A 12,670-nucleotide genomic window follows, 5' to 3' on the forward strand; every position below is an offset into this window, starting at 1 on the left:
TCGCTCCCACAGTTTTTGCCCCGTCAATCAGCCAATGCTGATCGCCGGCAGCTCCGTCAACGTCACACTCTGTTGCTTGCGTGGCGCGAGGATTTCCGCCTCGCCATCCACCACCAGTTCATCGCGCTGGTTGAACACGCGAGTGGCGATGCGCACGCGAAACTTCGGCAGTTTTTCCAGGATTTCCAGGCGCACGGTCAGGGTGTCGCCGATCTTCACCGGTTTCTGAAAGCTCATTTGCTGGCCGATGTAGATGGTCCCCGGGCCAGGCAACTCGCAGGCGACCGCAGCGCTGATCAACGCGCCGCTGAACATGCCGTGGGCGATGCGCTCCTTGAACATGGTGCTGGCGGCGTATTCGGCATCCAGGTGTACCGGGTTGTGGTCGCCGGACATCGCAGCGAACAGCTGGATGTCGCGCTCTTCGACCGTCTTGCTGAAACTGGCGGTCTGGCCGACTTCGAGGGCTTCGTAAGGGGTGTTGGTAACCTGGGTCATCTGTCTCAATTCCTGTGACGAATTAAAAAATTCACAAAAAAAATCTATTCGGACCGGTGCGGCCGAGGAGCGCTCAAGGCCTGTGCGATCCAGTTCAGCACATCGGCGATGATTTCATCGCGGTTGCTCTCGTTGAACAGTTCGTGCCGCGCCTGTGGGTAAACGGTCAGTTGCAGGTGCTGGCTGCCGGCCGCTCGCAGCGCGTCGGCCAGATCCTTGAGACGTTTGCCTTCGCTCACCGGATCACATTCGCCGCCAATCACCAGCAGCGGCAGGCCCGGGTCGATCTGCGCGAGATTGGACGCTTTGCTGATTTGCTGCAAGCCGCCGAGCAAGTCGATCCACAGTTGATTGGTGCAACGGAAACCGCAGAGCGGGTCGTTGACGTACAGATCGACCTGCGCCGGATCGCGGCTGAGCCAGTCGAACGGTGTGCGTGCCGGTTTGAATTTGTTGTTGAACGAGCCGAACGACAGCCATTCGATCAATGCGCTGCGTCCTGTGCGGCCCTGGCGCAGGCGTTCGAGACGGGCGATTTGCCGTGCTGCGCGATAAAGCGCCACAGGCTGGAAGTTCGAGCCGCTGAGGATTGCCCCGTGCAGGCTGGCACTGTGGTGCAGCAGATAGGCCTGGGCGATGTAACTGCCCATGCTGTGACCGAGCAGCACGATCGGGACGCCAGGGTGCTGCTGGCCGATGTGCTGGTTGAGGCTGGCCAGGTCGCTCACGACCTTGCACCAGCCATCGTCATCGGCGAAATGCCCGAGTGTCCCGTTTTCGGCAGTTTTGCCATGTCCACGCAGGTCCGGCGCGCACACGCCATAGCCCTGGTCACAGAGCTTTTGCGCAAGGGGGCCATAGCGACCGCTGTGTTCGGCCATGCCGTGGGCCAGCAGAATCATTGCCTTGAGGCTGCCCTCGGGTAGCCACTGGTTGACGAAGAGGCGGCTGTGGTCGCTCGTGGTCAGCCAGAAAGTGTCATGGATCATGGCGGTTCCTTTGCATGAGGCTGCCTGGTCGCAAACAGCTCGTTGCAGTTTATAGCGCATCCTTGGCCGGGCGTCTGATCAGCCTACGCCACGGCAAGAAGATTCATACGGTCAATGACGGCCGTGGGCATATTTGCCTGCTACGTCATAACTGCTAGTGTCCGTGAAGCTCCGCTTTTTGCATTTTTTTTGAAAAATGACAGAAAAGTGGCCCCGGATAGATTCAGGTCAAAGAGGACAAGAACAATGCAACCTGATTTCTGGAATGACAAACGCCCGGCCGGTGTACCCCTGGATATCGATCTGGGAGCCTACAAGTCGGTGATCGAGGTGTTCGAGCGTTCCTGCAAGAAGTTTGCTGACCGCCCGGCGTTCAGCAACATGGGCGTGACCCTGACCTACGCCGAGCTGGAGCGCCAAAGCGCGGCCTTCGCCGGTTATCTGCAAGCCCACACCGACCTGGTGGCGGGGGACCGCATCGCGGTGCAGATGCCCAACGTCCTGCATTACCCGATCGCCGTGTTCGGGGCCTTGCGCGCCGGGTTGATCGTGGTCAACACCAATCCGCTGTATACCGCGCGGGAAATGCGCCATCAGTTCAAGGACTCCGGTGCCCGGGCGCTGGTGTACCTGAACATGTTCGGCCAGAAAGTCCAGGAAGTACTCCCCGACACCGATATCCAGTACCTGATCGAAGCGAAGATGGGCGACCTGATGCCCACCGCCAAGGGGTGGCTGGTCAACACGGTGGTGAGCAAGGTCAAGAAGATGGTCCCGGACTATTCCTTGCCCCAGGCCGTTTCCTTCAAGAGTGCGCTACGCATGGGCCGTGGCCTGGGTATCAAGCCACTGAAGGTCGGCCTCGACGACATCGCCGTGCTGCAATACACCGGCGGCACCACGGGCCTGGCCAAGGGCGCGATGCTGACCCATGGCAACCTGGTGGCGAACATGCAACAGGCACGGGCCTGCCTGGGACAGTTCGGTAGCGACGGGCAACCGTTGTTGCGCGAAGGGCAGGAGGTGATGATCGCGCCGCTGCCGCTGTACCACATCTATGCCTTCACAGCGAACTGCATGTGCATGATGGTGACGGGCAACCACAACGTGTTGATCACCAACCCACGGGACATCGCCGGCTTCATCAAGGAACTGAAGAACTGGCGGTTCTCGGCGTTGCTGGGTCTGAACACATTGTTCGTTGCGCTGATGGATCATCCGGACTTCAAGACCCTGGACTTCTCCAGCCTCAAGCTCACCAACTCCGGCGGCACTGCGCTGGTCAAGGCCACCGCCGAGCGTTGGGAACAACTGACCGGTTGCCGCATCACCGAAGGTTACGGCCTGACCGAAACTTCGCCGGTGGCCTGCACCAACCCCTATGGCGACCAGTCGCGGATCGGCACGGTCGGCCTGCCGGTGCCAGGCACCACGCTGAAAGTCATCAATGATGACGGTGTCGAACAACCTTTGGGCGAACGCGGCGAGCTGTGCATCAAGGGCCCGCAGATCATGAAGGGCTACTGGCAGAAACCTGATGCCACGGCCGAGGTGCTGGATGCCGAGGGCTGGTTCAAGTCCGGTGACATTGCGGTGATCGACCCGGATGGTTTCGTGCGTATCGTTGACCGCAAGAAGGACATGATCATTGTCTCGGGCTTCAACGTGTACCCGAACGAAATCGAAGACGTCGTGATGGCTCACCCGAATGTTGCCAACTGTGCGGTCATCGGTGTGCCCGACGAGCGGTCGGGGGAGGCGGTGAAGCTGTTCGTGGTGGCCCGTGAAGCGGGCGTCAGCCTTGAAGAGCTGAAGGCTTACTGCAAGGAGAACTTCACGGCGTACAAAGTACCGAAGCATATCGTGCTGCGGGAGTCCCTGCCGATGACGCCGGTGGGCAAGATCCTGCGGCGGGAGTTGCGTGATATCGCCTGATCGGTGAATGGCCGATCCCTGTAGGAGCGAGCGCGCTCGCGATGGACGTCAACGATAACGCGCCCTGTCTGAATGATCGCGTTGCCCGAACGTTTTTCGCGAGCAAGCTCGCTCCTACAGGTTTAAGCGAAAGCCCCGGATTTCGGGGCTTTCAGAGGTGTATAGAATTTTTGCTCTAAAATGACCAATCGCTAGTCTTGAGTCACAAATGTGACCGTAGAGGCCGCTTTTGGCTCTAGTCGACCCTTGGCAAAGCTGCTACTCTCGGCGCGCTTTGTGACTTCTCGGCCTTCTATCAGCCAGATTCACCAATGACCAAACACCAATAATAATCGCATCAAATGCGGTGCTGAATTCGCGTTGCTGAGGAGTGGGCTTCCATGATCGAAGACTTTTGGAAGGATAAGTACCCAGCTGGGATTGCTGCCGACATCAATCCCGACGAGTATCCGAATATTCAGGCAGTGTTGAAGCAATCCTGCCAACGCTTCGCCAACAAGCCGGCATTCAGCAACCTGGGCAAGACACTCACCTACGGTGAGCTGTACGAATTGTCCGGTGCGTTTGCCGCTTATCTGCAACAGCATACCGATTTGCAACCCGGCGATCGAATCGCCGTGCAACTGCCCAACGTGTTGCAGTACCCGGTAGCCGTCTTCGGTGCAATCCGCGCCGGGCTGATCGTGGTCAACACCAACCCGCTCTACACTGCGCGGGAAATGGAACACCAATTCAACGACTCCGGTGCCAAGGCCCTGGTCTGCCTGGCCAACATGGCGCACCTGGCGGAAACCGTGGTGCCGAAAACCGGCGTCAAGCACGTGATCGTCACCGAAGTCGCCGACCTGCTGCCGCCACTCAAGCGTCTGCTGATCAACAGCGTCATCAAGTACGTGAAGAAGATGGTGCCGGCCTATCACTTGCCCAAGGCCGTCAAGTTCAACGACGTGCTGAGCAAAGGCCTGGGCCAGCCAGTGGCGGAAGCCAACCCGGCCAGTGGTGACGTCGCGGTACTGCAATACACCGGCGGCACCACCGGCGTGGCCAAGGGCGCGATGCTGACCCACCGCAACCTAGTGGCGAACATGCTGCAGTGCAAGGCGCTGATGGGCTCCAACCTCAATGAAGGTTGCGAGATCCTGATCACGCCGCTGCCGCTGTACCACATCTATGCGTTCACCTTTCACTGCATGGCGATGATGTTGGCGGGCAACCACAACATCCTGATCAGCAACCCGCGCGATCTGCCGGCGATGGTCAAGGAACTGTCGAAGTGGAAGTTCAGCGGCTTCGTTGGCCTGAACACGCTGTTCGTGGCCCTGTGCAACAACGAAGGCTTCCGCAAGCTGGACTTCTCCGCGCTGAAAGTCACCTTGTCGGGCGGCATGGCCCTGCAACTGGCCGCGGCCGAACGCTGGAAAGCGGTGACCGGTTGCGCCATCTGCGAAGGCTACGGCATGACCGAAACCAGCCCGGTGGCGACGGTGAACCCGATCCAGCACATCCAGGTCGGCACCATTGGCATTCCGGTGCCGTCGACCCTGTGCAAAATCATCAATGATGCCGGTGTCGAGCAGCCGCTGGGCGAAATCGGCGAACTGTGCGTGAAGGGGCCGCAGGTCATGAAAGGCTACTGGCAGCGCCAGGAAGCCACGGATGAAATCCTCGACAGCGAAGGCTGGTTGAAGACCGGTGACATCGCACTGATCCAGCCCGATGGCTTCATGCGCATTGTCGATCGCAAGAAAGACATGATCCTGGTGTCCGGTTTCAACGTGTACCCGAACGAGCTCGAAGACGTGCTGGCCACTCTGCCGGGCGTGCTGCAATGCGCGGCCATCGGTGTGCCGGACGAAAAGTCGGGCGAGGCGATCAAGATTTTCATCGTTGCCAAGCCGGGCGTGACCCTGACCAAGGAGCAGGTGATGGAGCACATGCGCGCCAACGTCACCGGCTACAAGGTCCCGCGCTCCGTGGAGTTTCGCGATGCACTGCCGACCACCAACGTTGGCAAGATCCTGCGTCGTGAATTGCGCGATGAAGAGCTGAAGAAGATCAACGCGAAGAAAGCCACCGCGTAACCAACAAAAAGCCCCGCAAATGCGGGGCTTTTTGTTTTTAGCGAAATCAGAAGTGCCTTTGTGGCGAGGGGGCTTGCCCCCGTCCGACTGCGCAGCAGTCGCAGATCCTGTGGGCTCGGTGAGTCTGATGGACTGCAGTTGCAGATTTCAGGGCCGCTTCGCAGCCCAACGGGGGCAAGCCCCCTCGCCACAGGGATCGATGTTACAAGCGAAACGGTGCGAAGTTGACGTTGGTGCCCGCCGGGCGCATGTCCTGCAGGAAGGAGTCCTTGTCGGCGCTCAGTTCCAGGCTCAATGCCGCCTTGCGCTTGCCTTCATTGCGCACCACCAGGCCTTCGAGCTTCTCACGCAGGAACACGGTCGGCACTTTCAGGTGCAGCAGTTCGTCGGTGTCCGGCGTGTGCATCAGCAGGTGAATCCACTCGTACTGACCCACGGCCAGGCGCGATACCGGGATGTCGAACCACCAGATATTGCGGTTGCGGTTCAATTCGGTGAAGTGGCAGTTGTTGACGCCAAGCACAGCACCGCCGAGTTCCTGGTTTCTGCGGGCAATGGCCTGCTTCTTATCGAGTTTCATAACGTTCCTACGGGATTGGATCTTCAGCGCCAAGGCCTGAATGTGTTGCGCATTCTCAAGGGTTGGCCCGCAAACATAAAGCGCAACCTGCACTGAACGATGAAATGTCGTGGTGAAATAAATGAAACTCCCTGCAAAAGCCCCCGGTCAACCTTGTGTAACGACTTTCCTGCATTGAAATGTCTTTAATGAAAAGAAGACGCGGCCATCTTCAGATGGCCGTTTTTGTGTCAGCCTGAACTTGCACGCCGAATTTGTTTCAAAGTCGCCAACTGGGCTACCTTGATGAAAGAAAACAGCCCCTGAGTCGCCACGACTTCACCCCAAATCCGTATGCGGCGAATGGAGACGCTAATGATTTTCCCGGACATGAGAGGCTTGCCCCTGCACCGTGTGATGATGCGCACGGTCACCGAGTTCGTCGCCGACGAGATGTCGACCTATGCCTCGGCGCTGGCCTATCAAATGCTCTTTTCGCTGTTTCCGTTCATTCTGTTTCTGATCGCCCTGATCGGCTTCCTGCATCTGCCCGACTTCTTCTCCTGGCTGCGCCTGCAATCGGAACTTGTATTGCCGCCCCAGGCGCTGGAGCAGGTCAACCCGGTGATCGACCAGCTTCAGCAGTCCAAGGGGGGGCTGCTGTCAGTGGGTATCGTGATTGCGCTGTATACCGCCTCCGCCGGTGTGCGGCTGATGATGAGCGCGATGAACGCAGCCTACGACGTGGTTGAAGGGCGCCCGCTGTGGAAACGCTTTCCGTTGTCGATCATCTACACCGTCGGCATTGCCGGCATGCTGCTGATCGCCGCAGCCCTGATGGTGCTTGGGCCGCAGGTGATGGGCTGGATCGCTGCACAAGTCGGCCTTGAGTACTTCATCGTCACCCTCTGGACCATCGCGCGCTGGCCGGTGATCGTGATTCTGCTGATGGTCGCGGTGGCGTTGATCTACTACGTCATGCCCGACGTCAAACAGGAATTCCGCTTCATCACCCCAGGCTCGGTGCTGGCGGTGGTGGTATGGATCATCGCGTCCCTGGGATTCGGTTTGTACGTCAAGGAGTTCGCCAACTACAACGCCATGTATGGCAGTATCGGTGCGATTATCGTGCTGTTGCTGTACTTCTACATTTCCGCCGCGGTGCTGCTGCTGGGCGCGGAGATGAATGCCGTGATCGAGCACATGTCACGAGAGGGCAAGGACCCTGGCGAAAAAGTGGCTGGCGAGCATGGTCCCGTCCATGAGGAAAAGCACCACGTGTCGGGGCTGGGCCGCGATCATTCACAACCGAAACCGACCATTGACGAAACCTGATCATGATTCGTGAAATTCTGAAAATGGGCGATGAGCGCCTGCTGCGCATTGCCCCGCCAGTGCCGGTCGAAATGTTCGACAGCCCCGAGCTGTGGCAACTGATCGATGACATGTTCCAGACCATGGAAAGCGTGGGGGGCGTTGGCCTGGCTGCTCCGCAGATCGGCGTCGACCTGCAACTGGTGATCTTCGGTTTCGAGCACAGCGAGCGTTATCCGGATGCCGAAGCCGTGCCGCAGACGATCCTGATCAACCCGTTGATCACACCGCTGAGCCCGATCCTGGAAGAGGGCTTTGAAGGCTGTTTGTCCGTGCCTGGCCTGCGTGGCGCGGTGCAGCGTTACCAGCAGATTCGCTACGAAGGCGTAGACCCCAAGGGTGAGCCCATCGTGCGTTTTGCCTCGGGGTTTCATGCGCGGGTGGTGCAACATGAGTGTGACCACCTGATCGGCCGCCTGTACCCGTCGCGCATTACCGACTTCAGCAAGTTTGGCTTCACCGAGGTGATGTTCCCGGACCTGGACCCCAACGCGGACGACTAGATCACTATAAAACCCTGTGGGAGCGAGCTTGCTCGCGATGGCGGTGTATCAGTTGCCTACAATGCTGACTGACCGGACCTCATCGCGAGCAAGCTCGCTCCCACATTGGATCTCCAACTGGCTTGAGTCAGTTAAACGCCTGGCGCCAACCCCATCGCAATCATCGGCTTGCTGCGCGCGTATCGGCTCAACCGTTCAACCATCGCGTAAGGCATCGGCGGATCGAAAGTAAACCCGCGCCGCTCATAAAACCCCCGCAAATCCGGATGACAGAACAACCACACCGGCTGTTCGCAGTCCTTCACCGCTGCCGCAATCAACCCGGCGGCAAGCCCTTGTTCGCGACAGGCCGGATCGACAAACAACCCGGTCAGCCAATGCCCGCCGGACACCGGACGCAAACACAGCGCGGCAACTATCTGGTCACGTCGGGCCACCCACAACTGCGCGTCGCGCACGGCTTTCATCGACGATTGGTGAGCGCGGTAGAACTTGTTCATCAATGGCCATAAAGGCTCGTCGAGCAGGGTGTATCGGGTCTCGGGCATGGTTTTGGACTGTCGGTATGCAAAGCGGGCGATTATAAAAGAACGCGCGCGCCGGGATAGGTGTATACCTGATCTCACATCCCCATGAGTGGAGTACGCATCATGTCCAAAGGTATGGATTCAAAGAAATCGACGAAAAAGAAACCGGTGAAAACCGCCATTGAAAAGCGCGCGGACAAGAAGGCCAAAAAAGTTGGCGTATTCGGTCACTGATCCGCGTTGATTGATCGCTCCCATGCAACATGGGAGCGATCCTCCTGAAAATAATCTGCAAGATTTCCCAAGGCCATTGCACAGAAGGGGACTGGTCCCCGATCTGAGCTACGCCATGCCCCATTACTTTGATAGCGCCCACCAAGAAGAAATCGAAACACTGCGCCGACGCTTCACCGCGCGTACCGAATGGCCGACCTGGTTGCTGTTGATCGGTGTGTATGGCGGCTGGTTTGGCATCGTGTTGAACAGCCATCGATTGGGTTTATGGTGGAGCACGCTGTTGCTGACTCCATTGCTGGTGCTGTGGTTATCCGTGCAACACGAACTGCTGCACGGTCATCCCACGCGCTGGCCAACCCTGAACAAAATCCTTGGCTACGCGCCGTTTGCCGTCTGGTATCCGTACACCCTGTATCGCGACAGCCATTTGCAGCATCACCGCGACGAGGACCTGACGATCCCCGGTCGCGATCCGGAAAGCCGTTACTTGAGCGCCGGGCAGTGGCAGGGCAGTTCACCGCTGGTGCGCAGCCTGCATTGGCTGAACAAAACCGTACTCGGTCGTTTTTCCCTGGGGGCACCGCTGGCCTTGCTGGCATTGGCCCGTGAAGAGCTGCAACGCCTCAGGGCAGGCGAGCGCCAGGCTTGGCTGATGTGGTTGAGTCACGGCTTGATGACCGGGTTGATGCTGCTGTTCATCGCGAACTTCAGCCTGTTGCCGGTTTGGCATTACCTGTTTTTGATCAGTGTGCCGGCGCTGTCGATCGCCATGATTCGCTCCTACTATGAACATCGACCTCATGCCGCGCCGGAGCAGCGCACGGTGCTCAATGAAGCGGCGTGGCCGTGGCGCTGGCTGTTCCTGAACCTCAATTTTCATTTGGTGCACCACGAGTTGCCGGGGTTGCCCTGGTACGACTTGCCCCGCGCCTACGGGGCCCGCCGCGAGCAATGGCTGGCGCGTAGCGGCGGGTTTCTGGTGCGGGGTTATGGGCAGTTGTGGCGTGAACATGGAGTCAAGGCCATCGACAGCCCGAGGCATCCGTTTTACTGATTTGTTGCTACCAACTGAGTTCCCTTGTGGGAGCGAGCTTGCTCGCGATGGCGTCGTGTCAGTCAACATCCAGGCAATATGTCACACCGCTATCGCGAGCAAGCTCGCTCCCACAGGGGGGGCTTTGTTACATGGAAAACTTCGATGACCCAACACTTCGCCGAACTGCTGATGTACACCGCCCCCGAACCCATCCACCAGGCCAACGAGCGCTGGCTGGCGCGAATCCTCGAGCACCTGGGCGACACCCGCCGGGATGCCGAAGGCCTGTCACTGCTGGACTTGTGGTTGTCGCCGCACTTGATGCTCACCCAAACCTGCGGCTATCCGCTGATGACGGCATTGCGCGGCAAGGTCCGGGTGCTGGGGCGGCCTCGTTATGAACTGCCGGACAGCAGTGGCGGCAATCATTGCAGCCTGCTGTTGTGCCGTGTCGATGACCGGCGACAGACCTTGGCGGATTTTCGCCACAGCCGAGGGGTGATCAATAGCCAGGACTCCAACAGCGGCATGAATTTGCTGCGCCACCGTTTGGCATCCTTGCAACGTGACGGGCGGTTTTTTGCCCAGGTCGGAATCAGCGGCAGCCATCGTGAAAGCCTGCGCTGGTTACGCGAAGACCTTGCCGATCTGGCGGCCATCGACAGCGTGACCTTCGCCTATCTGGCACGCCACGCCGCAGAGGAAGTGGCCGGTTTGCGGGTGATTGCCCGCAGTGCGCTCAGTCCTGCCTTACCGTTCATTACTGCCGCGACGGTCACGGATGAGCAGGCTGAGGAGCTCCTGCAGGTGATGAACCTGGCGTTGCGCGAGCTGCCGGAGGTTGCCGAAACCCTCGGTTTGCCAGAGGTACTGCCCACCAACGAAAGCGACTATCAGATTGTGCTCGACTACCAGCGTGAGGCCGAGGTGCTGGGGTATGGGGATTTGCGATAGCGGTCTGTCAGGTGTTCTTTTTAATTCCATTAACGAATATAAAAATAAGTTTTAAATATTATTAATGAATAAGGCTCCTTGCTAGGATTCGCCTCACCGGACCACCGGACATTCAGCGACCCCTAACCCAGGAGCCCCTATGTCCGGCGCCGATATTCTTCATCGCAAACAGGTGGACGGATTGTTCCGCGCCCACTACCTCTGGCTCTGCACGCGCCTGCGTCAGTCCCTGAACGATGCCGCCGCTGTCGAAGACATTGCCTGCGAAACCTTCGTGCAACTGCTGCAGGCCCCTGGCCTGACGGCAATCCGTGAACCCCGTGCGTTGCTCACCACCATCGCCCAGCGCCTGCTCTATCAGCGTTGGCGTCGAGGTGACCTGGAGCGCCAGTACCTTCAACAACTGCAACAGGCCGAGTCGATCCACGCCCAATCGCCGGAAGAACTGGCCCAGGTGTCCCAGACCCTGACCCGTGTGGATCGCAGTCTTCAGCGGCTACCCGGCAAAGTCCGCTCGACCTTCCTGCTGTCACGGATCGACGGCCTGACCTATCCGCAAATTGCCGCTGCGCTGGGCATCTCCCAGCGTTCCGTCAGCGACTACATGACCCGCTCCCAGGCCCTGTGCGACCGGCACAGCGCCAACCAATCCCTGAACCGTCCCCTCCAGAACAAGAGGTCCGCATGAGATCGATCAAAACCCTGCTCGGCAGTTCGTTGCTGGCCCTGAGCCTGTTGTCCCACCCGGCATCGGCCACGGAAAAATCGGCACCTATTCACTTTGGTGACATCACTTGGGAAAGCGGCAGCCTCATCACCGAAATCCTGCGCCTGATCGTTGAAAAAGGTTACGGCTACCCGACCGACACGCTGCCGGGCAGCACCGTCAGCCTTGAAGCGGCGCTGGCCAAAAACGACATCCAGGTCATCGGTGAAGAGTGGGCCGGACGCAGTCCCGCCTGGGTCAAGGCGGCGGCGGAGGGCAAGGTATTCGGCCTTGGCGATACGGTCAAAGGCGCCACCGAAGGCTGGTGGGTGCCGGAGTACGTGATCAAGGGCGATCCGGAGCGCGGCATCAAGCCCTTGGCCCCGGAGTTGAAATCCGTTGCCGACCTGGCGAAGTACAAGGACGTGTTCCGTGACCCCGAAGACCCGAGCCGCGGACGCTTCCTCAACAGCCCGACCGGCTGGACTTCGGAAATCGTCAACAGCCAGAAGCTCAAGGCCTATGACCTGACCGCCAGCTACGTCAACTTCCGCACGGGGTCCGGTGCCGCGCTGGATGCCGAGGTGGCCTCGTCGATTCGCCGTGGCAAACCGGTGCTGTTCTACTACTGGTCGCCGACACCGCTGTTGGGGCGGTTCAAACTGGTCAAACTCGACGAACCGCCATTCGATGCCGAAGCCTGGAAAACCCTGGCCGACGCCAACAACCCGAACCCCAAAGGCACGCGCTCGATGCCGGCCAGCCTGGCCATCGGCGTATCGGCACCGTTCAAGGCGCAATACCCGGACCTGGTGACGTTCTTTGAAAAGGTCGATTTGCCGATTGATCTGTTGAACCAGACCTTGGGTCAGATGAGTGAAAAACGGCAGAAACCCCGAGAAGTCGCCGAAGCGTTTTTGCGTGAGCAGCCGCAGGTATGGAAGGGGTGGGTGCCGGGAGAGGTGGCCACCAAAGTGAGTGCCAGCTTGTAGTTTGTTCTGAAAGTTCTGCGGTGTTTGAGCTGCAACCATTCGCGAGCAAGCCCGCTCCCACATTGAATCTGTGATTTCCACAAAACCTGTGGTCACCGCCGATCCCCTGTGGGAGCGGGCTTGCTCGCGAATGGTCTACAGCCTTAAGCCAGTTCGGCAGCCAGCGCCGCTCTCACTACCGACCGCTGATCTGTCTTGTTCTCCGAGTATTTCCCCCCTCGACAAGCTGCTGAACCGATTTTGTCCTAAGTAGTGGCAGACTAGTGGCCTTGCAAGCCC

At 59.1% G+C, this 12,670-nt stretch carries 12 protein-coding genes; 8 read left to right on the top strand and 4 right to left on the bottom strand.

The annotated features are described in order from the left end of the window. Positions 1-27: 27 nt before the first annotated feature. Both AC1RS8_RS14360 and AC1RS8_RS14365 read right to left on the bottom strand, forming a co-directional pair. Positions 28-498 (bottom strand): MaoC family dehydratase, encoded by a 471-nt coding sequence (locus AC1RS8_RS14360; protein WP_007974451.1) that lies wholly within the window; start codon positions 496-498, stop codon positions 28-30. 44 nt (positions 499-542) lie between these two features. After that, positions 543-1,487, bottom strand: coding sequence for an alpha/beta hydrolase (locus AC1RS8_RS14365; RefSeq protein ID WP_057713559.1), 945 nt, complete (start codon positions 1,485-1,487; stop codon positions 543-545). 246 nt (positions 1,488-1,733) lie between these two features. On the opposite strand from AC1RS8_RS14365, the gene fadD2 reads away from it, so the two are divergent. Together fadD2 and fadD1 are read left to right on the top strand one after the other, a co-directional pair. After that, positions 1,734-3,422, top strand: coding sequence for a long-chain-fatty-acid--CoA ligase FadD2 (gene fadD2, locus AC1RS8_RS14370; protein ID WP_407514700.1), 1,689 nt, complete (start codon positions 1,734-1,736; stop codon positions 3,420-3,422). Positions 3,423-3,802: 380 nt separating this feature from the next. Next, positions 3,803-5,503: a long-chain-fatty-acid--CoA ligase FadD1 gene (gene fadD1, locus AC1RS8_RS14375; protein WP_090457395.1), complete on the top strand. Its 1,701-nt coding sequence runs from the start codon at positions 3,803-3,805 to the stop codon at positions 5,501-5,503. Positions 5,504-5,705: 202 nt separating this feature from the next. Here fadD1 and AC1RS8_RS14380 read toward each other — a convergent pair whose 3' ends face one another. Next, positions 5,706-6,083: a hypothetical protein gene (locus AC1RS8_RS14380; RefSeq protein WP_057713562.1), complete on the bottom strand. Its 378-nt coding sequence runs from the start codon at positions 6,081-6,083 to the stop codon at positions 5,706-5,708. 354 nt (positions 6,084-6,437) lie between these two features. Here AC1RS8_RS14380 and AC1RS8_RS14385 point away from each other — a divergent pair, with 354 nt between their 5' ends. Then, entirely contained in the window at positions 6,438-7,397 is a 960-nt protein-coding gene (locus tag AC1RS8_RS14385) for a YihY/virulence factor BrkB family protein (protein WP_090457393.1), read from the top strand. A 2-nt stretch (positions 7,398-7,399) separates the two neighbouring features. Beyond that, entirely contained in the window at positions 7,400-7,939 is a 540-nt protein-coding gene (gene def, locus AC1RS8_RS14390; RefSeq protein WP_154947525.1) for a peptide deformylase, read from the top strand. 131 nt (positions 7,940-8,070) lie between these two features. Here the strand turns inward: def and AC1RS8_RS14395 are convergent, their stop codons facing one another. Next, the gene (locus tag AC1RS8_RS14395) at positions 8,071-8,487 is read right to left on the bottom strand and encodes a GNAT family N-acetyltransferase (protein ID WP_057713565.1); all 417 of its coding nucleotides are present in this window, start codon (positions 8,485-8,487) and stop codon (positions 8,071-8,073) included. 328 nt (positions 8,488-8,815) lie between these two features. Between AC1RS8_RS14395 and AC1RS8_RS14400 the strand changes: the two genes are divergently transcribed. From AC1RS8_RS14400 to AC1RS8_RS14415, 4 genes are all read left to right on the top strand, one after another. Then, positions 8,816-9,757 carry a fatty acid desaturase gene (locus tag AC1RS8_RS14400; RefSeq protein ID WP_489339117.1) on the top strand — a complete coding sequence of 314 codons (942 nt, stop codon included), beginning with the start codon at positions 8,816-8,818 and terminating at the stop codon, positions 9,755-9,757. A gap of 144 nt (positions 9,758-9,901) precedes the next feature. Further along, positions 9,902-10,693 (top strand): phosphate/phosphite/phosphonate ABC transporter substrate-binding protein, encoded by a 792-nt coding sequence (locus AC1RS8_RS14405; RefSeq protein WP_489339116.1) that lies wholly within the window; start codon positions 9,902-9,904, stop codon positions 10,691-10,693. Positions 10,694-10,832: 139 nt separating this feature from the next. Continuing rightward, the gene (locus AC1RS8_RS14410) at positions 10,833-11,381 is read left to right on the top strand and encodes a sigma-70 family RNA polymerase sigma factor (RefSeq protein WP_489339115.1); all 549 of its coding nucleotides are present in this window, start codon (positions 10,833-10,835) and stop codon (positions 11,379-11,381) included. Further along, positions 11,378-12,391: an ABC transporter substrate-binding protein gene (locus tag AC1RS8_RS14415; protein ID WP_489339114.1), complete on the top strand. Its 1,014-nt coding sequence runs from the start codon at positions 11,378-11,380 to the stop codon at positions 12,389-12,391. The genes AC1RS8_RS14410 and AC1RS8_RS14415 overlap by 4 nt, the downstream gene beginning before the upstream one ends. The last annotated feature ends 279 nt before the right edge of the window (positions 12,392-12,670 follow it).

The sequence above is a fragment of the Pseudomonas sp. GW821-FHT12A04 genome (assembly GCF_058807755.1).

What these genes read in the sequence shown, in the direction of transcription:
- fadD2 (WP_407514700.1), top strand. Translation starts at nt 1,734, where the DNA reads ATGCAACCTGATTTCTGGAATGACAAACGCCCGGCCGGTGTACCCCTG.
- AC1RS8_RS14395 (WP_057713565.1), bottom strand. Translation starts at nt 8,487, where the DNA reads ATGCCCGAGACCCGATACACCCTGCTCGACGAGCCTTTATGGCCATTG.
- AC1RS8_RS14380 (WP_057713562.1), bottom strand. Translation starts at nt 6,083, where the DNA reads ATGAAACTCGATAAGAAGCAGGCCATTGCCCGCAGAAACCAGGAACTC.
- AC1RS8_RS14415 (WP_489339114.1), top strand. Translation starts at nt 11,378, where the DNA reads ATGAGATCGATCAAAACCCTGCTCGGCAGTTCGTTGCTGGCCCTGAGC.
- AC1RS8_RS14360 (WP_007974451.1), bottom strand. Translation starts at nt 498, where the DNA reads ATGACCCAGGTTACCAACACCCCTTACGAAGCCCTCGAAGTCGGCCAG.
- AC1RS8_RS14400 (WP_489339117.1), top strand. Translation starts at nt 8,816, where the DNA reads ATGCCCCATTACTTTGATAGCGCCCACCAAGAAGAAATCGAAACACTG.
- fadD1 (WP_090457395.1), top strand. Translation starts at nt 3,803, where the DNA reads ATGATCGAAGACTTTTGGAAGGATAAGTACCCAGCTGGGATTGCTGCC.
- AC1RS8_RS14405 (WP_489339116.1), top strand. Translation starts at nt 9,902, where the DNA reads ATGACCCAACACTTCGCCGAACTGCTGATGTACACCGCCCCCGAACCC.
- AC1RS8_RS14365 (WP_057713559.1), bottom strand. Translation starts at nt 1,487, where the DNA reads ATGATCCATGACACTTTCTGGCTGACCACGAGCGACCACAGCCGCCTC.
- AC1RS8_RS14410 (WP_489339115.1), top strand. Translation starts at nt 10,833, where the DNA reads ATGTCCGGCGCCGATATTCTTCATCGCAAACAGGTGGACGGATTGTTC.
- AC1RS8_RS14385 (WP_090457393.1), top strand. Translation starts at nt 6,438, where the DNA reads ATGATTTTCCCGGACATGAGAGGCTTGCCCCTGCACCGTGTGATGATG.
- def (WP_154947525.1), top strand. Translation starts at nt 7,400, where the DNA reads ATGATTCGTGAAATTCTGAAAATGGGCGATGAGCGCCTGCTGCGCATT.